Source organism: Tessaracoccus terricola (genome assembly GCF_054776555.1).
The window spans coordinates 361,313-384,563 of record NZ_BAAHBS010000001.1 but is presented as its reverse complement, the minus strand read 5'-3'; the positions used below and the strand labels follow the sequence as shown (position 1 = coordinate 384,563).

Genomic DNA, 23,251 nt, shown 5'->3' with positions numbered 1-23,251 from the left:
GCCGGACCTTTGCGGTGACGGCCTTCGGCGTCGAACAGCCGAAGGGGGTACCCCATTCCGGCCACCCTGAGAAGCTGTCGTCGTTATCCCAGATGGAGACTCAATGACACTTCAACGCCGACTGCGACCCCGGTCTGGTCATGTCAGCCGACTCAGTCACATCGAGACTTCGAACCGGTCACAGCAAGGAACCCGCTCGGGTACTGGCGGTTCATGAATAGCTGCTCCGGTCGCCACGGCCAACCGTAAATCACGCCACACCAGATACACGAAGTTGCCGACATGCCCCGCGCAGGGCTGCGCGATTGAAGAGAAGAATGACACACCCCAACCGGGTTGCCAACACGGGGGTCAAACAACACCACAGAAATGACGACCACAACCCGCGCAGCAACACGGAATCGCATTAAAGGCGGCTGTCCCCCGCACGCTCAACGGCCGGAAACTCGCAGATCCATGAACGCCACCAGGGCACCGAACAGCAAACCAGAAGACAATCCTAGAAAGTCACCTTCGCCGTCTCAGCCCGCCGTCACGGGCCCACCGACACGAAGGATCGTGGCTATCGCCGAGGACCCACGGCTCGCGGTCCCTGCCGATTCGCATTCTGTCGATGTAGCTGACGGACGCGATCCGATTCAGCTTGACGATCCACGGGCTGCGCCCTGCCCCCAGCCACGACATGTGGTTCTGCCGCTCGTACCGCCCTCGGGACAGGCACATCGACCGTTGATCCCAACAAGACGACGCCCGTCTCATGCCGGCCCGGGAGGTCCTCACCACCTGGTTCCGGATCGTCAAGATGGCGGGACAAGCGCCACCACAACGCTGCTGCAGCGTGCTCCACAGGCAGTGGACCCTCCGCGATAGCTTCCCCCAGTAACTTCTCGATGGGGACTCCTTCGCCATGGAGTCGAGAGATGTTCCTGCTGAGAGTGGCAGCGAAGGGATCACCACGGAGCGCGGGTTCGAGGTGGGCAAGCAGTTTGGTGCCCATGATGGTGTCGGGTTCGAGCCTTGATTCGAGGCGTCCTTGCCAGAGTCGTGCAGCGCCGAACTGAACGGGACCGGTTGGGCGTCGATCCGATGGGTCGACCCCGACGGTGGCTCGCCAGGTCTCCACGTCTGTGATCAGATCCGTGGTGAGTTGCTGCCCTGACGGAACCCATGGCGGTGTCCCGCCGGCTGGGGTTTCGGCGGCAAGTGCGCGGACGCTACGCATGATCTGGCCTGCGCGTCCGCTGAGATAGCGTCCCCAGTCGGGGTGGTTGTTGAGGGTGTCGGGGATCGGGGGTAGCCACGGGAGCGGTCCACCGGTTGGGGTGTGGATGCGCCACGTCAGGACGGCTGCGGGGTCCTTGGCGGAGTCCAGTTCGTGGCCCGCGGCCGCGGCCCGGAGATCGTCGATCGGGTCGTGGCCGAAGAGGGAGTTGAGGAGCAGGGCCGCGCGCAGTGTTGTCCATGCGGGACAGTCAGTCAGCCCGTCGACGACTTGGTCAGCTTCACGGTCCAGGGCCTTCACGTTCTCGGCTCCCAGGACGTCGGCGGCTGCGACGTGCAGGCCGTCAAGGTACTGCACGGTCGCGTCTCTGAGTTGGGTGGCGGCTGCGGTGGCTTCCCGGTGCGCGGTGGTGGCCGATCGTGCGGCTTCGTCTCGGGCGAGGATGTTCTCCACGACATCGACGCAAGTCTCGGGCCGAAGTGTGTTGGGGTGCAGCAGGCTGTGCTCATCGCCGTCGCCAACTATGGGTGTGTAGATGTGGTTGGCGTGCCGGCCGCGGGTCATCATCACATACAGCTGCTGCCTCGACTCGGCCCCCGACAGGACGCCCCGGGTGACGTCGACGCTGACGCCCTGGGCGCAATGGACGGTGACGGCGTAGCCAAGTTGGACATGCTGTACGACGTAGGCGGCAGGCAGCGTGACCAGCAGACCAGAGGTGCGGTGACGGGCACGGATGCCGGCCTTGGTGATCTTCTCGACGCTCCAGCGGTCGCCGTTCTTGACCCAGTCCGTGGCCGAGACCGGCAACCGGCGGGCGTTCATCCGCGTCACGATCACATCACCCCTCGAGGCATGGTTCCCATCACCCAACACCACCGACGGCCCCGACGGTCCGGTGCTTGTGGCGAGGCGGTGTTCGCGTGCCAACCGGTTGAGGTCCGCGACTGTCGCTTTGGTGCTGGCGAGCATCAGGCTGTCCAAACCCTCGTCGATGTCGTGGGTCCAGGCTTGGAATGCGGCCTCGATGCTGCCCTGTCCGGTGCCGGCATGGATCCGGTCCTGGTCCAGGTAATAGCCCAACGCCTCGGGACGGCCCTCACGCAGGGCGAGGGAGGCGGCGGCCTCGGCAGGGTCGGTGAACCGCATCAGTTCGGTCAGCTCCACGGCGCCATGGGTGGTGGCGATGTCCCGAAGGACGCCGCCGGCGTTGACCGCGGCCAGTTGCTGATCATCCCCGACCAACCGCACCGACCCGCCACGGTCCACGACGTGGTCGATTACCCGCGCCAAGGAGATGGTGTCGACCATTCCCGCCTCGTCAACCACAACCAGAGTCTCCGGACCAATCCGGTGGCCAGGGCGGTTGTGGTCCAAATCCCACACCAGTTTCGCAACCGTGTCCGCATCACCAGTCTGCTCGCGGAGCAAACCCGCGGCCACTGCTGATGGTGCCAACCCGAGGACCTGTCCTCCGCCTTCTCGCCACGCATCGGCAAGCACTCTCAATGCGGTCGTCTTGCCTGACCCCGCGGGAGCCAACGCGAGCTGGACGCGCGCACCGCTAGCGGCCATCCGACCAACCAGATCTCTCTGCCCCTGGTTCAATGTGACGCCGTTCGCAGTCGAGGCCAGCAGCGCCAACGGCACCTCAACCTCCCCCACATGGTGACCGTCGTAGCGATCGGCAAGCTCGACGATGCGCTGTTCCGCAGCGACGATCCGCGCCGACGTGTACTGCCGGGACCCAGCCACCGAATACATCGACGACCCATCCCGTCGCCGCAGAACCGCAGGCGCCCCCTGTCCCGTATGTGGGTCACCGATGGGCTGGCAGATTCGCAGGGCCCGGCGGAGCAACTCGGCGGTGAGAGCCTCGGTGGTGGCGGGATCCAGCACGTGCTCGCGGACACGGCGGGACGCCTCGGCCCGCAGATGCCACGACTGCCACACAGCACGCGACTGCTCCACAGCAGCCACGACCTCGGCAGCCGTCGCATCGACCCAACCCTCAGTGACCCGGGACGGGGTCCGGTCACCGCCGGTGGCTTGCGCGACCATGGCGGCGATGCCGGGTTCGCCGATCACCGCGGCGGCTTCGGCCCGCCAGGTTGCCCGCTGCTCGGCGAGGCTGCGGGGTTCATGTTTCGCGCCGCGGGTCTCCAACGTGGCCTGCTGCGCCAACTTCAACGCCTCCCCCGGCGTCGGAGGCCGATGATGATCCCGCTGGAACCGCACCGCCAACTCCTGCTGCCGAACCGTAATCACCGCCCGCCGAGACGACCACCGTCCGCTCAACGCGGCCGGGACACCGACGATCTCACGCACCGGCCGCTTCCCCGGATCATCACCCGCCCGCTCAGCGAAACGGATCCCCAGACCGGCGAGATGGGCCTCGAGCTGGGAGTTGTAGGTCTCCGAGATCGCCACCTTCGCCTTGAACATCAACCGGCCATCAATCGCCAACCACTTCCCCGACAACGTCTGCACCTTGTTCGCCACAGCAACGTGCGTGTGCAGATTCGGATCCCCAGCCCGGGAGTCCCGATGCACAAACGCCGCAGCCAGCAAACCAGTCACATCGACCTGCCGGACACCACCAGCACCCTCACGCGAAAACAACGCGTTCTCCTCCAGGAACCGCAACGCATCGGCCACAGCCGCGTTGTGGGCCTCCTCAATCTTGGCCGCCAACCCCGGCGGGGCCACTGCCCACAACGCCGACACCGACTTCACCGGCGTGAACGACACATCAAACCCAGCACACGCCGTCGACACATCCCTCGACAACCGCGCCACCTCCGACGACAACTCCAAGATCCCCGGCGCTCGACCCATCCGTCTGAGGAATCCCGCAGTGGCCACGGCGTTGCGGATCTCCGCCCTCACCCCCTCTGGAACCTCCGAAGCCCCGGGGTGCTGCCGCTCCCACGCCGCGCACCGCAGCGCCACCTCGCTCTGGAACTTCGAGGCCCCCGCATGGACCGGGAACGGCCGTCCCAGCCTGACCGCGGCAGCCACCTCCCCTTCCGTTGCGTCCGCCCGCAAGGCCGCCTGCCGCGCCCTCATGTTCGGGTGGAACCCGCCTCCGAACAGTGCCTTCATCTGCTCCGCCGAGACCGGATCACCGGCGCCCACATCACCGAGCGAGACCAGGCCGCTGCCACACCAGGACCCGGGGATCTCACCCTTCTCCGAGTAGTACGACGCCAACGAAGCCCGGCCCTTCTCAGTGGTGTCCTGGGCAGCGACCTGCCGGGTCAGGTAGTCATACCCCGACCCAGCCGTCAGCTTGTGGAGAGAGGCCGTCATACTCTCTATATCCCGCCAGCCGGCTCCTACAGCGCAAACGAAAATTCCGTGGTGCAGTAGGTGTGTTCAACTCCAAAGACTCAGGGGGTACGTGGCGACGGTGGTAAGGCGCTGCCTGGTTGCGTGCTGCATGGGATCTGTGGTCGGAGGTTCAGAGGGTTCTTCCGATCGTGTCACGACAACACTTGTATGGGTGGGGACAAGTGTCCCAGTCGAAGTGATGCCAAGTGATCGCGCCAGTGGTGGCCGGGTTCGGTGGCCGCGAGGGATCGCCACATCCCATGTGGAGGCCGAGACCCGCGACCCATTCGCCGCATGCATGTCGCTCTGCATGACGCCGTACAGCCGGTGCCGATGCTCGCTAAGCCGGCACTGCAGCAGCTCCCGCTAATCCACGATCGGCGCGAACTGATCGCCTCCAACCTCAGCGGCTCGCACCTGAGCCCGGGAACCCCGGACGCGCTAGCCTCATGGTATCGAGCAGGCCGACGCCTGCTGGTGCACCGACTCGTGGTGGCGCCCCCATATACAAGGAGTGACGAATGTTCGCGACACTATTGACCGCGCTGCTCATCGGCGGATGGGTGGGCTACGCCGCACCCCTCGGCCGGAACGGATCCCTCCGCACACGAGCAGGCCTGGGTCGCGCACTTTTGTGGCTCCTCTGGTTCGCGGCGTTCGCACTGCCCGCCTACGCACTCCCGATCAGCGACGGGACCATTGCTTACTGGGCTGGTTGTGCCGTAGGCGTAGTGGCACAACTACTCGTCCCCGCGGTCTCCCAGCCTGCGCCGTCGGCCGTTCAGTCAGTTCCTGCCGGCGATCGGAGTCCCACCCAAGGAGGCCTGGGGAACGCGACCAAGGATGAGTCCTGAGCAGACTTGCGCTGAACGCGTGTTGGATGCCGCTTGCGGCGGTTGGCTGGGGTCCCGGCGCATCTATTGACCGGCAACGCGAAAACGTGACGATCGACCACGTGGCTGGGGTCACGGTCCGGCATCCACAGATCTTGGAAGTCGGCGCCGCTACGGCAGTCAGGTCTACACGTGTCCCGTTCGACCCCGAGAGCAGGGTGGGACCGAGGCCACGGTCCGGTTAGCGAAGCCGACCTGGTCCACCGAGGCGAACCTACTCGATGATCTGCGCATCGTTCCGGAGTTGGAGCAGGCGTGTGCGGAGTTCATGGCCAAGGTCAACGGTCGCCAGCACCGAGACCGCACGCATCCCGGCCGAAGTCCCTCATCGCACAGGCCGTCCGCTGGGCTGCCTCAATCGGGCCATCGCGGTCTGGTCTGAGGTATTCACGGCCGCAGTCCAGGTCCGGAGACAGCGCAGAAGCGGGTGTGCGGCCAAGTCAGGGTACGAAAGTCCCCTCTCTCGCTGCGCGGCAGTTTGATCAGCATTCTGCTGGCTAGCCTGCACGCACAGACACGAAGGTCTGAATGCCGAAAGGAAGTTGCAGTGATTCGAAAGCTCTTGGCCTCAGTGGTCTTGGGATGCCTCGTAATGGTGGGGGCAGTGAGCACAGCCAGTGCCGCCGGTCCCACCGTCCCGAGCGCCACAATCTACATTCCAGATGAGAGGCCGACACCTGGAACGGTGACGCCGAACGCCCAGCTCGGATGGTCATGGGGCGGACCGGCGGTCTTCTTCAACAAGACGGAGACCCGACAGGCCCGCAGTGCGTCGGGTTGGGTCGCTCTGTGTGCGACCCTCCCCAGGCCGGTTGCCATCTTCTGCGGTCTCCAGGTGGCTGCGATCACAAAGGCCGCCAACGCGGCCTACGACTCGGGCAAGTGCCTTATGGTCTACACCACGCCGCTTGGTGGCGTCCCGACGGTGTACACGGGTAAAGAGTGCTTCTAATACTGAGCGCGCTGCTCATCGGTGGTTGGGTGGGCTGCGCCACCCCACTGGCTCGGAATGGGTTCCTCCGCACGCGGAGGAGCCTGTTCCGGGCGGTGTTGTGGCTGGTTTGGTTTGCGGCCTTCGTGCTGCCGGTGTATGTGGATCCATCCCATGCCTGGACGGGGGCGTACTGGGCAGGTTGTGCCGTCGGCGTCGTGTTGCGTCTCATTGTTCCGGATTCTCGCGAACCATCGCTGCCGACGCCACAACCTGCGACGTCAGCGGATGTCGTCCACAACCACGCATACAGTGACGACCCTGCTGCGCTCAGATGGGTTCGATAGTGAACAACATGCCCCCGAGGCGACGGGGCTGAACCGACTGGTCAGTGAGCTCGACCTCACCATCCCGGAGACAACCGCCTGGGTTGTGGATCGGCGCAAGCGTTTCGCTGTCAGGGTGGTCACAGGCCTCCGCAGCGTATGAACGGAATCCCACACCTTTCACGAAGAGAGGGCACAGGTCACGACAACAGCCAACGAGACCCGAGATGATCCGCTCAGCAGACCCGGTTCAGAGTCGACGGCTCCGAGTACAAGACCAGACAGCCCGATGGCGCGCGCCGGCTCGTTATTCGTGCCAGCACGAGTCGTGACCTGCTTTCTCGGTGCGCGATCTCACGCGAGGCCGTCGTGGACTGGCGGCCCTTCCAGCCTAAGAGCGTGGCAACCCTGCGTGCTGGTCCGCTATCCGTGTCCTGACCCGTAGAGCTTGGCCATAAGCATTGGTCTGGAGGCGACTCCGGCGCGTTGCATCAGCTTGTTGATGCGCTTCTTCAGCCCAGACTCGGAGAGGTGTAGCGCCTTGGCCATCTCGCGATTGGATTGACCTGCCAAGATCAAGCGCGACAAGTCGACATCGACGTTGTCTGTAGCGAACTGATTCAGGTCGGGGCTGGGGCGGGTCTCCACCAAGGTGGCAACTGCTGCTCGGCTCCCGACACCCAGTCCTGCCGCGACTGCCCTCACTGCTGCAATGATGTTTTCCGGACGCTCGTCCTTGTAGAGGTAGCCGTGTGCGCCAGCCCTCATGCTCTCCTCTACGCACTCCTCGGGGAAGGAGGTGAGGAATACGACACGCGACTTCGAGTTACCTGCAAGGAGCGCCTCGCACGCTGCGCGACCGCCCATGCCTGGCATTCGAAGGTCCATGTGCCAGTCCTTCTTCGGGCATTGGACGCAGAAGGCTGTGGAAGTGGTGTCGTAACGGCGCTCGAGCAACTCCAGGAGCATGCTGCGCATGCTCTCGTCGGGCGGGTCGAGGAGCCACTCATCGATCCCGCCGCGTGCCCAATACACGCGGCGGGAGGAGCCTAGAATTCAGCGGCACCCAGCCACGCCACGGCTGGCCCCCAACGAGACGATCAGCACCGCGAGCCCGTGGCCTCCAAGCACACGATCAGTGGGCCCAGCGGCGCTGATATTCAGACTGAGGTGAGCATCGCCGCCGCGGTCGACGAACTTGATGGTCAGCGCGCGCTACTGCGCTCCCCACCCATTCATCCAGGGTCGATACACGGATCAACCTGTCCGCGGCCACGAATCTAGCGGCGACGGGGAAGCTCCTTCGGGTTTCCACTGGCGCGTCGACGGATCCCATACGGCGCCGGCGCCGAGCCCTTCGATGACTGGGTCAATGAACGCAACCACCCCGGCGATTGCGTCGACGAACCGCTGCGGGAGTCCGTGGACAGTCGATCCCAGGCCCTTGCGGTAAGCGGCGTACGTCGTTGCTCGCAGCGTCCCCAGACCCGAGGCTGCGTGCGCCAGGGGCGTGAGAGCGACACTCCGGAAGGCTGCAGTCGCTTCGACCGCCGCACGTAGCTCACCGCAGCGAACGGTCTGCGTGCCAGTGAGGATGTGAACGTCGACGAAATCCCGCATGCGAGTGTTGGCACGCCCCAAGTCGATCGCGGTGACGAGCTTCTCAGCCAGCACCGTCTCGATCGGGTACCCCAGAACCCGGATCATGGCAGCACCGGGGAGGAGGGCAGGCAGGTGCACAATGCGGGGCGCCGGGGTGACAGGGTCGCCGAAATTGATGTCGAGACGCAACTTCACCTGGGCGGTCGCGAGCTGCGCGTCCATCGTCACCCGAACGCCGGCATAGTGCGCGGCCTCACGGATCACGGCCGTCGTGACCGAACTGGTCAGGAACTCCACGCCGTCGTCAAGGTCCTCGAGCGACGCGATCTCGGCAACGCGACGGGCGACGGTCGCGTGGTCGGATGGCATGTTCCTGGCCAGCGCATCCGCATCGATGGTAGGGCGACGGGTGCCGAATGACGCCAACAACATCCCGCCCTTGAGCACGACGTCGTCCGCGAAGGGCGAGACGGACAAGCGCGCCAACCATCGCTCCACGACGTACATCGTCAGCAGTTCTTGTGTCCCGCGCTTCTCCCGTCGGGCACGGTTCTGCAGATCCAGATATGCGCGTCCTGCCGCGCTATCTCGGGTAGGCCGGTTCATCGGGCACTCGCGACGTCGAGAGCCGCACGCACCGGCCCGAACGTGCCCAGCGCCTCCGCATACTCCAGGAGCAGCACGGGTCGAGCGCCGGGGGAAGAGAGGTACCGGTGGAGGGCTCCGTGCGCGAGGGGCTCGCCGAGTCGGCGGCGGAAGCGCATTAGGTCCACCACTGTGCGCGCAGCGTCGTAGACCCGGACCTCCTCGCCCGGTCCCGCTTCGAACGACGACAGGCCACATTCGAACGTTGTCTCCTCGAAGCGGAACACCGTCACCGGCGGGTAATCGATCACGGGGGTGTGAGAGCGCTTCGACACTGCGATCTGCACCGCCGGCACCATCTCGTCGGTCAGGTCATGGATCGCAGCCGCTGACACACAGCAAACGATGGCGCGTGGTGATCGATACGCCACGGCCAGCGCATCCGGATAGGACGCAGGCGGCGCGTCGGCACGTCGAAACACGCCACGGGAGAGCTCCACCACCAGCCCGCCATCCCGCCACGCATACAGATCACGCGGATGCACCCCGCGGGAGAGCGCCACTTGCGTCGTGAACGTCGACGGCAGGGACTCACTGATCACCTTCATGGATACGATCCTCACACATAAGAGCTTACTGTGCGCGTATTCTATCCCACCGACGGGGAGCGTCTTCAAACCACCCGTTGAATCAGAGCTGCCACATCGGAGGTCCGAAGCCGCAGCACGCGCGCGCGGCCAATCTGGTACACCGGCAAATCACCGGCCGCCGTCAGACGCTTCAACGTCCGGACGCTGGCAGTCGTGATCTCAGCTGCCTTGGGATAACTCACGAATCGGCCGTACTCGGATTCGAGCGCGTCTAGCTCGCTGCGCAACTGGGTCCTCTTCATACTTCACCCCTCAGGTCTGAAACAGGCTTGTCCATGACTCTGCTAGGCCCGCAGCACTGACTCCCAGGCGCAATCCGCTACCGACTCGTTACCCGGAACCTCGGCGCTTCTTCAGACGACCGGCAGGGCCTACCACCGTCCGCACGGCTACGAGGCACTCGGTCGACGGGGTGGTTTTCCCTCCCTGAAACGTCGCACCCGGGGCTGCGAATCGTCCCGTATTCGTCCCCTGCATAAACAGCGAACCCGCGTTGACCGAAGTCAAACGCGGGTTCATCGGTGGGCCTAACTGGACTTGAACCAGTGACCTCTGCCTTATCAGGGCAGCGCTCTAACCGTCTGAGCTATAGGCCCGAGTCAACCGACGACAAACTCTAACGCACCGCGTCGGCTCGGGGCAAAACGGAGCGCAGACCACCCAGCAGGAGGTCCACCATCCGGTGCGCGTCGTAGTAGGGATCGGGTCCCGCCGGTTGAGGCCGTGCTTGGTGCCGAGGAAGGCGACGAAGCCGTGCACCCATGCCACCACCGCCTGGAACGGCTGGCTCGGACGCCAGCAGTTCCGGTCCCGCCTCGGCGCAGTCCTCCACCTGTTGCCGGTAGACGGCCACCACCAGGTCCGAGCGCGTCGGGAAGTGGCGGTAGAGCAGCCCCGGATCCCGCGCCCTGGTCACGGTGCTGGGCGGCGAGCACTACCTCGGCGGCATCCAGGGCTACAACCGCACTGAGACCACCGACGAGAGCCCCCAGCGGGTGGAGGCGGTCCGAATCACGTCGACGGCGTTCCTCCGCACCGCCCTCGGGCGGGGCATCGGCGCGTGGCCCGCTGTGGTGGCCGCGCTGCCCGTCGGGTCCCGGATCGAGGAGGTCTGATTCTCGCCATCAGACGAAATGACTCGAAAACCCTTTCGATCTCGGCTAGAGTGCTGGTGGCGACGCCGCTCCGCACGGCGGGCTGCCGAAGATTTTCGGGGATCGAAAGGAGTTGCGATGTCCGCAGGCAACGACCGTGCCACCACCCTCAGCGAGGTCGCGCGCGTGGCCGGCGTCTCGTTGGCGACGGCGTCCAAGGCCATCAACGGCCGGGCCGACGTGGCCGAACGCACCCGCCGTCGCATCCTCGAGGTGGCCGAGGAGCTCCACTTCACCCCCAACCCCATGGCCCGCGGGCTCCTGACCAACCGCACCAGCACCGTCGGGATCCTCACCAGCGACCTGGAGGGCCGCTTCGTGCTGCCCATCCTGATGGGCGCCGAGGACGCGTTCGGCGCCGGCAAGGTCAGCGTCTTCCTCTGCGACGCCCGCGGCGACGCCATCCGCGAGCAGCACCACCTCAAGGCGCTCCTGAGCCGCCGCGTCGACGGCATCATCGTCGTCGGTCGCCAGACCGACCCCCGCCCCTCGATCGGGCGCGACTTCCCCATCCCCGTGGTCTACGCCTACGCCCCGTCGGTGAACCCCGCCGACACCTCGCTCACTCCTGACAACGAGGCGGGCGGCCGCATCGTCGTGGAGCACCTGTTGGCCTGCGGACGCTCCCGCATCGCCCACATCACGGGCGACCGCTCCTACGCCGCCGCCAGGGACCGCGTCGTCGGGATCGAGGACGCCCTGTCCGAGGCGGGCCTCGGCCTCATCGGCCCTTCCATGTACTCCGAGTGGACAGAACGCTGGGGCCGCAACGCCACCGCCGTCCTGTTGCAGCAGCACCCGGACGTCGACGCCATCATCTGCGGCTCGGACCAGATCGCCCGCGGGGTCATCGACACCATCCGCGACGCCGGGCGCACCGTCCCCGACGACGTCGCCGTGATCAGCTTCGACAACTGGCAGGTGCTCGCCACCAACGCCCGTCCCGAGCTCACCACCGTCGACTTCAACCTCGAGAACCTCGGCAAGACGGCCGCGCGCTACCTGCTCACGGCCATGGGCGAGCGCAAGCTGGAGCCCGGCGTCCACCGGCTCCCCGTCAGCCTGGTCATCCGCGGCTCCACCATTACCCAGCGCTGACGGCGCCCCCGTGTGCTTTGATACTCGCAAGATGCACATGGGAGTGAAGTGAACAAGAACAAGCGCAGCAGCGCCCCGACACTCAGCCAGGTGGCGGAGCTGGCCGGGGTCTCGATCGCTACCGCGTCCAAGGCCATCAACGGCCGCGACGACGTCGCCGCGGCCACGCGCGCCCGCGTCCTCGAGGCCGCGGAGAGCATCGGGTTCACACCCAACGAGGTGGCGCGCTCGCTCCTGAACGGCAGCACCGGGACGGTCGGCGTTCTCACCAGCGACCTCGAGGGCCGCTTCGTGCTGCCCATCGTGATGGGGGCCGAGGACGCGTTCGGCGCCGGCAAGGTCAGTGTCTTCCTGTGCGACGCCCGCGGCGACGCCATCCGCGAGCAGTACCACCTCAAGGCCCTGCTCAACCGGCGCGTTGACGGCATCATCGTCGTCGGTGCCTCCACGGACCAGCGCCCCTCCATCGGCAACCTGCCCGTACCCGTCGTCTACGCCTACGGCCCCTCCGACGATCCCTCGGACATCTCCCTCACCCCGGACAACGTGGCCGGGGGCAAGCTGGCGGCCGAGCACCTCATCAACTGCGGCCGCACCCGCATCGCCCACATCAGCGGGGACCCCGCCTACGCCGCAGCCCAGGACCGCACGCTCGGGATCCGGCAGGCGCTCGAGGAGCACGGCCTCGAGCTGCAGGGCAAGACGATGTTCTCCCAGTGGTCCGAGCGCTGGGGCCGCGACGCCACCCACGTGCTGCTGGAGCGCCACCCCGAGATCGACGGCATCGTCGCCGGTTCCGACCAGATCGCCCGCGGCGTCCTCGACACCCTGCGCGGCCTCGGCCGCAAGGTGCCCGACGACGTCGCCGTCATCGGCTACGACAACTGGGAGATCCTCGCCACCAACTCCCGGCCCGAACTCACCAGCGTCGACGCCAACCTGCAGCAGCTCGGACGCGAGGCCGCCCGCTGCCTGTTCCAGGCCATGGGCGACGACGAGCTCATCAACCCCGGCACCCACCACCTGCCCGTGCGGCTGGTCATCCGCGGCTCCACGATCCGCGAGAGCTGACGCCTCCACGGGCGGTGGTGACCAGCGTGAACGACTGTCACCAGGGTTGTCAGCCGCCGAAGCGCACCATGTTGTTGAACACCCAGTCGGTGGTCCAGGCGTAGGTCCAGGTGCCGTCGGCGGCGCGGGTGCCGGCGACGAAGTCGGCCTCCACCCAGGTGCGGCAACCGTTCCTGCCGGTGACGGCGGTGTCGCACTCGGTGCGCCACTGGCGGCCGTCGCTGGTGAACTCCCCGGCGTTGGCAAGCGGGTTCTCACCCCACTGCGCGCGAGTCATCCACGGCAGGTAGGTGAGGTTGTTGAACGTCCAGCCGTTGGTCTGGACGAACTCACCGTTGCGCTCCGCCACGGTGCTGGCCCAGATCTGGGTCTCGCAGCGGGCCGTCTGCGAGTACGCCTCGCACTCGGTGAACCACCAGCGGCCGTTCACGTTGTGGAACCCGGGCACCGAGTACACGTCCACCTGCGCGGGAGCACTGGGCTCCTCGGACGGTTCCTCACTGGGCTCCTGCGAAGGTTCCTCGCTCGGCTCCTCACTGGGCTCCTGCGAAGGCTCCTCGGACGGCTCCTCGCTAGGCTCCTCCGAGGGTTCCTCGCCCGGGTCGGTGTCGGCGGCGAAGACCTGCCACTCGGTGATGCCGGCGGAACCGCCGCCCTCCTCCTCGCCCCAGCTCTGCATGACGGCACGCAGGGAGGTGGTGGTGACGGGCTCGAACGTGACGGGGTTCCACTGGTCGCGGGCCCGGTCGTAGGTGGCGTCGTCGGTGAGGACGACGTCGTGCCACTCGGAGTCCTCGCCGAGGTACTGCAGCACCCAGTCGGCCGGCGCGATCATGCCGGCGTTCGCGGCGTCGTCGGAGTCCTGGAACCACCAGATGGCGGAGCCGTCGATGGTGACGTCGTAGCCCCACTCGAGCGTGGCCACCTGCTCGCCGACCTCGGGCCAGGTGCCCCACGGCACGCCGAGCTTGCCGGGCGCGTCCTCCAGCGGTGCGGCGGTGCCGTCGTTGACGCCGTCGACGGTGTTCCACGGCGCGGTGTAGGTGGCGGTGGCTGCCGCGTAGGGGGCGATGTTGCCGCTCAGCTGGGACGGGTCCGCGATCGGGATGGAGACGCTGCCGGCGGTCTCGTTGCCGGCGACGTCGGCGGCCCGGTAGGCGAGCTCGTGCGGGAGCGCGTCGGGTGCCGGGATCGCGTCGCCGGATGCGACGTCGCGCCACTCGCCCCCGTCCAGGCTGTAGCGCAGCGACGCCAGCCCGGAGAGCGCGTCGGTGGCGGTGATGGTGGTGGCCCGGGTCTCGGGGTCCACGACGGCCGATGCGTCAGGGGCGTCGGTGTCGATCCTGACCTCGCGGGTCACCACGTCGGAGGTGTTCCCGGCGGTGTCGGTCGCGCGGGCGCTGATGGCGCCGGAGGCATCCAGCACCACGTCGACGAAGCGGGCGTCGGCGTTGGCCTCCCAGTCGCCCTCGTCGAGGCGGACCTCGATGTCGGTGCGGTAGTCGACGGCGTCGTCGGCCGTGACGCGGGCGGTCACCTCGGAGGAGAACCAGCCCTCGTCGCCCTCGTCACCCAGCAGCGAGATCCCCACCACGGGGGCCTGCTCGTCGGTCGACGGAGTGGGCCCGGCCTCGTCGTCCACGACCACCGTTGCCGTGACGTACTCGACGGCGTGTCCGAGCGCGCGGCCCTGAACGGTGAAGCTGCCCTCGGCGGCGTAGTCAGCCGGGTCCACGGGGAACCAGGTCACGGGCGCCCAGGCGGTGCCTGCGTCGCCGAAGTCCAGCCGGACGGCCTCGGGCAGTTCGGGCGCGACGCCCGGGCGGGTGGCCACCTCGACCGGCGCGACGGCGTCGGCCGCCACCCCGTACACCTCGAGCTCGGAGACGGAGACCGAGTGGAAGTAGGGACCCTCGGGGGCCCCGTTGAAGGTGGCGCGCAGGGCCGTGGTGGTGACGGGGGTGAAGTTGACCTCGTTCCAGGTGTTCACGGCCGTCGGGTGGGTGTCGGCCTCGACGGGCTGCCAGGCGCCGTCGGCATCCAGGTACTCGAGCACCCAGCTGGCCGGCGGGCGGATCCAGTTGCTGTCGCGGTGGAACTGGATTCCGGCGCCGTCGATGCGGACGGGCGCCTCCCAGGTGTAGGCCACCCAGTCGGACTCACGGGTGTTGTCCGTGCCGCGGTAGTTGCCCCACTGGTCCGGCGGCAGCAGCGCGGTGGGCTGGCGGCCGTCGTTGAGGGCGCCGATCCGCATCGGCGGGGTCTCGGTGAAGGAGGCGACGGGGGTGGCGTCGAGGGCGACGTTCTCGGTCAGCTGCAGCGCCGGGTCGTCGGCCCAGGTCTGGGTGACCGGCAGGATGGTGTCGCCGTCCCAGAACACCTCGTCGATGGCGACGGAGCGGCGGAAGTGGCCGCCGCCGTCGGCGTCCTTGGTGTGGTAGGTCACGTACCAGGAGCCGTCGAACTCGATGATCGACGGGTGCACGGTCGTCGACGAGGTGCCGCCCAGGATGATGCCCTGGTAGTCCCAGGGGCCGAGCGGGTTGTCGGCGGTGGCGTAGGCGATGCAGGCCTGGTAGTTCGACGGCGTGCAGTCGCTGCCGGCGTCCTTCCAGTCGTAGGCCATGTAGTAGAGGTCTCCGCGCTTGAACACCCACGGGGCCTCGAAGAAGCTGTCGAGGCCCTCCTGGACGTGGATCTCGCCTACGAGCTCGGTCATGCTGGGCGCGAGTTCGATGGCGCGGGCGACGTACCAGGAGCCCCAGTAGAGGTACCAGGTGCCGTCGTCGTCGCGGAAGACGTGGGGGTCGATGATCTCCTGGCCGTTGGTGGAGGTGCCGAACACGTCGGCCCAGTCCAGCAGCGGTTCGCCCAGGGCATCGGTCCAGGGGCCGACGGGGGTGTCGGAGACGGCGACGCCGATGGCCATGCGGTTCGGCTGCGAGGCGTCGACCGTCTGGACCGGGGCGTACCAGTAGAAGCGGCCGTCGTCGCCCTGGACGGTGTGGCCGGCGTAGGCGCCGTCGCCGGTGGCCCACGCGAAGACGTCGCCGGGGATCAGGTTCTGCGGGTGGTGCACCCAGTCACCAGAGGCCACGTCGGCGGTCTCGAGGACGCTGTAGTCATGCATGTTGAAGGTGCCCTGCTGGGGGTCCGCCTCGTCGTGACCGGCGTAGATGTAGAGCTTGCCGTCGGCCACCAGCGGGGCGGCGTCGGCGGTGTAGTACGAGCCGTCGGCGATGATCGGGTTGCCGTCGGAGTGGAACGGCACCGGGTCCGCCGCGGCGGCCGGTAACGACGGCGCCGCGAACGCGGCCACCATGGCCACGGCCAGTGCGGGCGCCGCCCAGGCGCGTCTACGGGTTGTTGTTGTCATGCGAGCCACTCCCTCGTGTCCAGTCCTGCCGGGTGACTGCGACGGTCCCGGCCCGGCGCTTGCCGCGCCCTCGACAGCGAGACTAGACATGGAGAACGGCGCTTCGCAACCCTTTTCGAAACCTTTCGCATGGGGCGCCTGTCCTTGTCACCCGTCACCTGCGTTGCAAGGCGGGTGACGGCGCGGGAGGCAGGTGTTGGCGCTCGCGACGCGACGACGCCCGCCCGGATACCACCGGGCGGGCGTCGTCGCTGTGAGCATCAGGGCATCAGGGTGCGCTCCCCCAACGACTCCTTGGCCAACTCACGGTCCTTGTAGATCCGCTCCCAGGCCTCCTCGTTGGCGATCATCTGCTCCTCCTCCCAGGCCGCCTGCTGCGGGTCCGTGGGCTCGACGGGGGGCGGCACCGGCTCCGCGGTCCCCGCACCGGGCTGCGCGGGCGTCGTCGGCATCGGGTCGGGCACGGGCTCCGGCTGCGACGGCGCGGGCTCGGGCTGCGGCTGGGGCACGGGGTCGGGGGCAGTCTCCGGTTCGGGTGCCGGATCTGGCTGCGGCTCGGGTGCAGGATCCGGTTCCGGAGCGGGCTCCGGCTCCGGTACGGGGTCGGGGTCGGGCTCAGGTGCGGGATCTGGTTCCGGCGCAGGTTCTGGCTCGGGTTCCGGTGCGGGGTCGGGCTCCGGTTGGGGTTCGGGGTCCGTCGGGTCGGGCTCGGCAGGTGTCTCGTCCGGGGCCGGTTCATCCCCCGACTCGGGACCGGAGTCCCCCTCTGCGCCGGAGTCCTCGCCTCCCGGAGCCTCCTCGTCCTCGGCGCCCGGAGTCTCGTCCTGGCCGGGCTCGTCGGACCCCGTCTCGTCGGTGGCCGACTCGTCCCCGGGGCCGCCCTCGCCGTCGGCGGCCTCTTCATCCGCGCCGCCGTCGGTGGGCTCCTCGTCGGCGTTCTCGTCGCCGTCGGTGGGTTCCTCGTCGGTGACCTCGTCGCCGTCGGCGGGCTCGTCGCCGGTGCCGTGCTCGTCGTCGCCGGGCTCGTCGCCGGTGCCGTGCTCGTCGTCGCCGGGACGCGGACCACCTGGGCCGGCCGGACCGCCGTGACCGCCGTCGCGTTCGTCCTCGCCACGCTTCTTGCGATCGCCGGGGTCCTTCTCACGGGTGGCCCTGGGCCACTCGAACCCGATGCCGGACGTGGCGTCCTCGAGCCCCTGGCTGAGGTCCTGCGCCGACTGCTTCCAGGTGCCCTCGCCCGAGAACTGCTGGTCAAGGGCCTTCAGGAGGGCATCCAGGATGCTCACCAGCGCCACCGTGCGGCGGTAGAGGACGGCGGGCACGACGTCACCGGGCGGACGCACGTCCACCTGCACTGCGGCGGCCACCATCAACAGCGCGGACGCCTCGAATATGGTGTTCTGCAGGGCTCCGACCGCGATCACGGACTCGCCTGCGGTCACGGCCTGGCTGCGGAGGCTGCGCAGCGCCTCGATCTGGGCGGGGATGGCGCTGAGGTGAGCCTCGGCAGCGGTGCCCTTCCACTCGGGCGCCTCCAGCAACGTCTGCGCCGTCTCGATCATCTCGTCGATGTGCGCGATCTCCTGGATCCAGGAACGTCCCAGGTGGGCGGTCCTCGGCGGGGTGGTGATGACGCGCATCAGGTGCTCGAGCATCGAGTCGACTTCCACCAGCTGCTTCTGTGCCCGGTCGATCCAGCCGCGCGCCTCCAGCTCGACCGCCGCGACGGCGGGCTCCAGGACGCCACCGAGGTGTTGGAACACGATTTGCTGCTCCCGGGTGTCCAGCATGATGGCCGTGTTGGCGCGGTCCCGCAGCATGGCGTGGGCGCGCACCACGGACTCCACCTGTTCCCGGTCCGCGATGGTGAGCAGTTCATCCATTCGCTCCGTGCTCATTCGGTCAGTCCCCCCAGGCTCGCCGTGGCGTCGTCCTCAGTGGCGCGGAAGGCCGCGGCGCTGGCGGCCAGGCCGGCCGAGATCTGCTCGAACTCCGCGGCGGCACCGCCCGATCGGCGGCTCAAACCGTCGGTCATCTTGCCGTAGACGGGTTCCGGGTCGCGGACCATGCCGAAGGCCCCGGCGTCGGCCTGCAGGTTGCTGATGTTGGTGCTGAGTCCGGTCATGGAGTCGGACAGGGAGGACCACTCCTTGGCCAGCCGTTCGATCTCGGCCGGATTGACCTCCACCACGTCGTCGGGCGGGAGGTCCGTGTTGGTGGGCGGGAGCGGGTTGATCCGGCCGATGCCGTCCACCGGACCGCCCTCCCCGTCGTCCTCCTCGGCGACCGGATCGGGGTCGGTTCCGGGGGATTCCGGCTGGTCCTCCCCGACTCCGGGATTCCCCGGGTCCTCCGACTGGGCCGCGACCACACCGGCACCGAGCCCCGCCGTCGGAACCCCGCCACCCCCACTGGGGAGGCCGCCCCCGCCGAACGACGGCGTCGAGCCGGCCCCGGCGGTGCCCGCACCCGCTCCGGGGGAAGCGACCGGGGCGGCGGTCGTAGTACCGGCGGCCATCGGGCCGGGGACCGCGCGGGCAGTGGCGCCCGCCGTCGAGACCGCTGCTGCCTGGGAGGCGCCGGCCGAGGCCGCCGCGGAGGACCCGCCACCCGCTCCCGCGCCGCCCATCATCATCGGCGGCATCATGCCGCCCCTGCCCTTGTTGCCCCCGGAGTTGGCCTCCTTGGGGTTCACCAGCGCCTCGTAGACCTCCAGGTTGTCGACCGTGTCCTCGGTCTCGGCGTCCACGCCGACGACGCCGGTGCGGTGCGCCCGCCTGCCGCTCTCGCCATAAACGTCCACCCGAATAGCCCCCTCTGGAAGGATTGCAGTCCGCTTCCGAAGATACTTGGGCCCGGGGTCAGCGCGGGCGGGCCGTGCGCCGTCGGCCCGGGTCAGCACGGGCGGGCCGTGCGCCGTCGGCCCGGGTCAGCACGGGCGGGCCGTGCGCCGTCGGCCTGATCTCCCGTCGACCCGACTCGCCGACAGAAATCGCCGGAAGGGGTGCGGGTGCCCCTTCCGGCGATTTCTGTCGGCGTGTCGGGTCAGTGGCAGTCCAGTCGCGGCAGTCGTGTCGGCCGGGAGCAGCAGTGGCGCCGACCCGGGGCGCACCAGTGGCGCCAGCCCAGGCGCACCAGTGGCGTCGGCCCGGCCCACCCAGTGGCGCAGCTCGGGCGCGCCCCAGTGGGTCGCGGGCGAGAGGAGCTCAGTCCTCGGCGAGGGTGACCTCGAGACCGCCGATGACGGTGGCGGCGAGGTTGTACAGGAACGCGAACAGCGTGGCGACGGCGGTCAGGATGACGATGTCGATGGCAGCGAGCACGGCCGCGGCACCGAGGACACGGGGCCCGTTCACGTAGTTCTCCACGTTGAACTGCTCACCCTCCTGCCCGATCAGCGTGGTCATGAACTGGTTCAGGGACTCCAGCGCACCGGAGCCGGCGAGCACCGTCCACAACACCCACGCGACCACCATCAGGATGACGCCGAACGCGATGGAGAACAAGAACGTCGTCTTCATCACGGACCAGGGGTCCAGGCGCGCTAGCCGGAGACGGGCCTTGCGGGTGCGGCGCGTGCCGGTGCGACGGGTGGCCGCCGCACTCGGCGTGGAGGTGGCGGGCGACGGGGTGGTGCGGCGCGTGGTGGCCGCTTGCTTGCCCTGGTCCGCGGCGCGGGCGGCGGCACCGGAGATGGCACCCCCGACGGCGGCGGCCGCCGGAGCGGAAGCCCCGGAGGCGGGACGGATGGTGGTGGCACTGTCCGCGGCGGAGCCGGCGGAGCGGGCCGACGGCGTCGCGTCGGGCTCGGCGCCGAGCGGCTGCCAGGCCCAGGACGCAGCGGACTCCTGCAGCTTCGGGTCCTGGCCGGAGGCCTGGGAGGCGGGGGTCTCGGGTGCCGCCCCGGGTGTGGGTGCCTCGGGGGCGGCGGTATTGGGGGCCGACGGCTTCGAGTCCGCCGGTTCCGAAACGGCCGCATCGGCCTTCGGCCGGGTGTCGCCGGAACCGGGTGCCGACTGGGCGGCGGATGCGCCGTCGCCGGTGCGGGGCGGGGTCTCGACGGAGACCGCGGCACCGGGCTGCGCCGACGTCTTCGGTGTGGCGTCGCCGGAAGGAGGTGGGGTGGGCCGGCTGCCGGCGGGACGGGCCGAGGCACCGGGTTCGGACGGACGGGAACCGGCCGAGCCGCCCTGGACTCCCTGCGAACCGTTCAGGCGCGCGGCGGGGCCGTTGGAGCCTGCACCGCCGCCCGCAGCGGGAGGCCGCGGGGAGAACTCCAGACCGGGGGATCCGTTGGACCCCGGCCAGCGTGGCGAGCTATCACTCATCGCCATCCTCCTCGATCACTGTGGCCGCATCTTCGGCCACGTGTTCGTCTACGGTACCCGCTTCGGGTGCGGATTCACCTTCGGCGGTCTCGTCCTCCACCTCCTCGGGCTCATCACTCTCGGGGTAGAGCGCGATGGCGGCCACCGCGTCCTTGCCCTTGATACCGACGAACTTCACGCCCATGGTGTCGCGTCCCTTGACGGGGACGTCGGCCACGGCACTACGCGTGATCTGTCCGGAGTCCTTGATCGCGATGACCTCGTCGTTCTCGCCGACGATGAGGCCGCCGACGAGCTGGCCACGGCCCTCGGCCAGCTTCATGGCCTTGATGCCGAGGCCGCCGCGGCCCTGCTGGCGGTACTCGTCCACCAGCGAACGCTTCGCGAAGCCGCCGTCGGTGACGGTGAACACGAACCGGTCGGAGAGGTCGACGTCGCCCTCCAGGACGGCCATCGACAGCAGCTCGTCGCCGTCGCGGAACTTCATGCCCGTGACGCCGGAGGTGGCGCGACCCATGGGGCGCAGCTGCTCGTCGTTGGCCTGGAAGCGAATGGCCTGGCCCTTGCGGGAGATCAGCAGCACGTCGTCCTCCGTCGAGCACAGGGCGGCGCCGATCAGGCGGTCGTCCTCCTCGCGGAAGTTGATGGCGATGACGCCGGCGGTGCGGGCCGAGTCGTAGGCGGACAGGGCGGTCTTCTTCACGAGGCCGTTCTTGGTGGCCAGCAGCAGGTACTCGGCGTCGGAGTAGCTGCGCAGCGTGAGCACCTGTGCGATGGTCTCGTCGGGCAGGAAGCTCATGATGCCCGCGATGTGGCCGCCCTTGGCGTCACGACCGGACTCCGGCAGGTGCCAGACCTTCTCCCGGTAGACGCGGCCCATGTTGGTGAAGAACAGGATCCACTCGTGGTTGCTGGCGGTGAACAGGTGCTGGACCTCGTCCTCGGCACGCAGCGTGGCGCCGCGAACGCCCTTGCCACCGCGCTTCTGGACGCGGTACTGGTCACCGCGGGTGCGCTTGACGTAGCCGCCGTGGGTGATGGTGACCACCATCTCCTCGTCGGGGATGAAGTCCTCGTCGGAGAAGTCGCCGTCAGCGGCGACGATGCGGGTGCGGCGCTCGTCACCGTAGCGCTCCACGATCTCGGCCAGCTCGTCGGTGACGATCCGGCGCTGCCGCTCCTCGCGGGCGATGATGTCCTTCAGGTCGGCGATCTTGAGCTCGAGGGCCTCCAGCTCGTCGATGATCTTCTGCCGCTCCAGCGCCGCGAGGCGACGCAGCTGCATGTCCAGGATGGCGGTGGCCTGCAGCTGGTCGATCCCGAGCAGCTGCATCAGGCCCTCACGGGCCGCCTCCGTCGTGGGCGAGCGGCGGATCAGGGCGATGACCTCGTCGAGCGCGTCGAGCGCCTTCACCAGGCCGCGGTAGATGTGGGCCTTCTTCTCCGCCTCCTCCAGCTGGAACTGGGTGCGGCGACGGATGACGTCGAGCTGGTGCTTGATCCACTGCGTGATGAACTGGTCCAGGCGCAGGGTGCGGGGCACCTCGTCGACCAGCGCCAGCATGTTGCAGCCGAAGGTGTCCTGCAGCGAGGTGTGCTTGTACAGGTTGTTCATCACGACGCGCGGCTGGGCGTCGCGCTTGAGCACGATCACCAGGCGCAGGCCGGTGCGGGCGGAGGTGTCGTCGCGGACGTCGGCGATGCCGGTGAGCTTGCCGCTGTTGACGAGCTCGGCGATGCGGGCGGCCAGCGAGTCCGGGTTGCACATGTAGGGCAGCTCGGTGATGACGATCATCTGCCGGCCGTTCCTGTCCTCCTCGAGGTCCATGACGGCACGCATCACGACGGAGCCGCGGCCCGTTCGGTAGGCGTCCTCGATGCCCTGGCGGCCGACGATCAGGCCACCGCCGGGGAAGTCGGGGCCCTGGATGCGCTCCATGGCCGCCTCCAGGATCTCCTCCTGGGTGGCCTCGGGGTGCTCGAGGGCCCAGTTGACGGCCTGTCCCACCTCGCGCAGGTTGTGGCTGGGGATGTTGGTGGCCATGCCGACGGCGATGCCGGTGGAGCCGTTGACCAACAGGTTCGGGAACCGGGAGGGCAGGACGACGGGCTCGTGCTCGCGGTTGTCGTAGTTGGGCTTGAAGTCGACGGTGTTCTGTTCGATGTCGCGCACCATCTCGGCGGCCGGCGGGGCCAGCTTGCACTCGGTGTATCGCATGGCGGCGGCCTTGTCGTCGCCCTGCGAGCCGAAGTTGCCCTGCCCCTGCACCAGCGGCAGCCGCATCGCCCACGGCTGGGCGAGGCGCACGAGGGTGTCGTAGATGGCCGAGTCACCGTGGGGGTGGTAGAGGCCCATCACCTCGCCGACGATGCGGGAGCACTTGTTCCAGCCGCGGTCCGGGCGGTAGCCGCCGTCCCACATCGCGTACAGGACGCGACGGTGGACCGGCTTGAGGCCGTCGCGCACGTCGGGCAGGGCACGCCCGACGATGACGCTCATCGCGTAGTCGAGGTAGGACTTCTGGATCTCGTCCTGGAGGTCGACGGGCGTGATGGTTCCCATCGACGGCGGCACGAGGCCGTGCTCCTGGCCCTCGTTGTCCTCGGGGCCTTGGGGGGTGTCAGTCATCGGTTACCTTCTCAGGGATCGATCTGCAGTCGGGGCAGCGGGCTAGAGGGTGG

General features: G+C 68.4%; 14 protein-coding genes and 1 tRNA gene. 3 read left to right on the top strand and 12 right to left on the bottom strand.

All coding sequences use genetic code 11. The annotated features are described in order from the left end of the window. Positions 1 to 562: 562 nt before the first annotated feature. From mobF to ACYU7G_RS01650, 7 genes are all read right to left on the bottom strand, one after another. Complete coding sequence (mobF, locus tag ACYU7G_RS01680) at positions 563 to 4,534, bottom strand: MobF family relaxase (protein ID WP_461104101.1); 3,972 nt, start codon at positions 4,532 to 4,534, stop codon at positions 563 to 565. A 2,594-nt stretch (positions 4,535 to 7,128) separates the two neighbouring features. After that, on the bottom strand, positions 7,129 to 7,740 hold the full coding sequence (locus tag ACYU7G_RS01675; RefSeq protein ID WP_461104099.1) for a response regulator: 612 nt from the start codon (positions 7,738 to 7,740) through the stop codon (positions 7,129 to 7,131). Between the two features lie 222 nt (positions 7,741 to 7,962). After that, positions 7,963 to 8,814 (bottom strand): nucleotidyl transferase AbiEii/AbiGii toxin family protein, encoded by an 852-nt coding sequence (locus tag ACYU7G_RS01670; RefSeq protein ID WP_461104097.1) that lies wholly within the window; start codon positions 8,812 to 8,814, stop codon positions 7,963 to 7,965. A gap of 95 nt (positions 8,815 to 8,909) precedes the next feature. After that, on the bottom strand, positions 8,910 to 9,500 hold the full coding sequence (locus ACYU7G_RS01665) for a type IV toxin-antitoxin system AbiEi family antitoxin domain-containing protein (protein WP_461104095.1): 591 nt from the start codon (positions 9,498 to 9,500) through the stop codon (positions 8,910 to 8,912). A gap of 65 nt (positions 9,501 to 9,565) precedes the next feature. Continuing rightward, positions 9,566 to 9,784: a hypothetical protein gene (locus ACYU7G_RS01660; protein WP_461104093.1), complete on the bottom strand. Its 219-nt coding sequence runs from the start codon at positions 9,782 to 9,784 to the stop codon at positions 9,566 to 9,568. A gap of 280 nt (positions 9,785 to 10,064) precedes the next feature. Then, positions 10,065 to 10,138: transfer RNA gene (locus ACYU7G_RS01655), tRNA-Ile, on the bottom strand. 20 nt (positions 10,139 to 10,158) lie between these two features. Continuing rightward, entirely contained in the window at positions 10,159 to 10,458 is a 300-nt protein-coding gene (locus tag ACYU7G_RS01650; protein ID WP_461104091.1) for a hypothetical protein, read from the bottom strand. Between the two features lies 1 nt (position 10,459). On the opposite strand from ACYU7G_RS01650, the gene ACYU7G_RS01645 reads away from it, so the two are divergent. The 3 genes from ACYU7G_RS01645 (at position 10,460) to ACYU7G_RS01635 (ending at position 12,865) form a co-directional block, all read left to right on the top strand. Next, complete coding sequence (locus ACYU7G_RS01645; protein ID WP_461104089.1) at positions 10,460 to 10,657, top strand: hypothetical protein; 198 nt, start codon at positions 10,460 to 10,462, stop codon at positions 10,655 to 10,657. Between the two features lie 117 nt (positions 10,658 to 10,774). Beyond that, entirely contained in the window at positions 10,775 to 11,794 is a 1,020-nt protein-coding gene (locus tag ACYU7G_RS01640) for a LacI family DNA-binding transcriptional regulator (protein WP_461104087.1), read from the top strand. Positions 11,795 to 11,842: 48 nt separating this feature from the next. Beyond that, positions 11,843 to 12,865, top strand: a complete 1,023-nt coding sequence (locus ACYU7G_RS01635; protein ID WP_461104085.1) for a LacI family DNA-binding transcriptional regulator — start codon at positions 11,843 to 11,845, stop codon at positions 12,863 to 12,865. 49 nt (positions 12,866 to 12,914) lie between these two features. On the opposite strand, the gene ACYU7G_RS01630 is transcribed toward ACYU7G_RS01635, so the two are convergent. From ACYU7G_RS01630 to gyrA, 5 genes are all read right to left on the bottom strand, one after another. Continuing rightward, positions 12,915 to 16,241, bottom strand: coding sequence for a family 43 glycosylhydrolase (locus ACYU7G_RS01630; RefSeq protein WP_461104083.1), 3,327 nt, complete (start codon positions 16,239 to 16,241; stop codon positions 12,915 to 12,917). Between the two features lie 260 nt (positions 16,242 to 16,501). Continuing rightward, positions 16,502 to 18,139, bottom strand: a complete 1,638-nt coding sequence (locus ACYU7G_RS01625; RefSeq protein WP_461104081.1) for a hypothetical protein — start codon at positions 18,137 to 18,139, stop codon at positions 16,502 to 16,504. Continuing rightward, on the bottom strand, positions 18,136 to 19,044 hold the full coding sequence (locus ACYU7G_RS01620) for a hypothetical protein (RefSeq protein WP_461104079.1): 909 nt from the start codon (positions 19,042 to 19,044) through the stop codon (positions 18,136 to 18,138). Before ACYU7G_RS01620 ends, ACYU7G_RS01625 begins: the two co-directional genes overlap by 4 nt. Before the next feature lie 403 nt (positions 19,045 to 19,447). After that, on the bottom strand, positions 19,448 to 20,569 hold the full coding sequence (locus ACYU7G_RS01615) for a DUF3566 domain-containing protein (RefSeq protein ID WP_461104077.1): 1,122 nt from the start codon (positions 20,567 to 20,569) through the stop codon (positions 19,448 to 19,450). Then, positions 20,562 to 23,198, bottom strand: a complete 2,637-nt coding sequence (gene gyrA, locus ACYU7G_RS01610; RefSeq protein WP_461104075.1) for a DNA gyrase subunit A — start codon at positions 23,196 to 23,198, stop codon at positions 20,562 to 20,564. Before gyrA ends, ACYU7G_RS01615 begins: the two co-directional genes overlap by 8 nt. Positions 23,199 to 23,251 lie beyond the last annotated feature (53 nt).

Bases quoted from the DNA above. Each gene is read 5' to 3' on its own strand.
- mobF (WP_461104101.1), bottom strand. From the start codon at position 4,534: ATGACGGCCTCTCTCCACAAGCTGACGGCTGGGTCGGGGTATGACTAC.
- ACYU7G_RS01670 (WP_461104097.1), bottom strand. From the start codon at position 8,814: ATGTACGTCGTGGAGCGATGGTTGGCGCGCTTGTCCGTCTCGCCCTTC.
- ACYU7G_RS01665 (WP_461104095.1), bottom strand. From the start codon at position 9,500: ATGAAGGTGATCAGTGAGTCCCTGCCGTCGACGTTCACGACGCAAGTG.
- ACYU7G_RS01660 (WP_461104093.1), bottom strand. From the start codon at position 9,784: ATGAAGAGGACCCAGTTGCGCAGCGAGCTAGACGCGCTCGAATCCGAG.
- ACYU7G_RS01640 (WP_461104087.1), top strand. From the start codon at position 10,775: ATGTCCGCAGGCAACGACCGTGCCACCACCCTCAGCGAGGTCGCGCGC.
- ACYU7G_RS01630 (WP_461104083.1), bottom strand. From the start codon at position 16,241: ATGACAACAACAACCCGTAGACGCGCCTGGGCGGCGCCCGCACTGGCC.
- ACYU7G_RS01625 (WP_461104081.1), bottom strand. From the start codon at position 18,139: ATGAGCACGGAGCGAATGGATGAACTGCTCACCATCGCGGACCGGGAA.
- ACYU7G_RS01615 (WP_461104077.1), bottom strand. From the start codon at position 20,569: ATGAGTGATAGCTCGCCACGCTGGCCGGGGTCCAACGGATCCCCCGGT.
- gyrA (WP_461104075.1), bottom strand. From the start codon at position 23,198: ATGACTGACACCCCCCAAGGCCCCGAGGACAACGAGGGCCAGGAGCAC.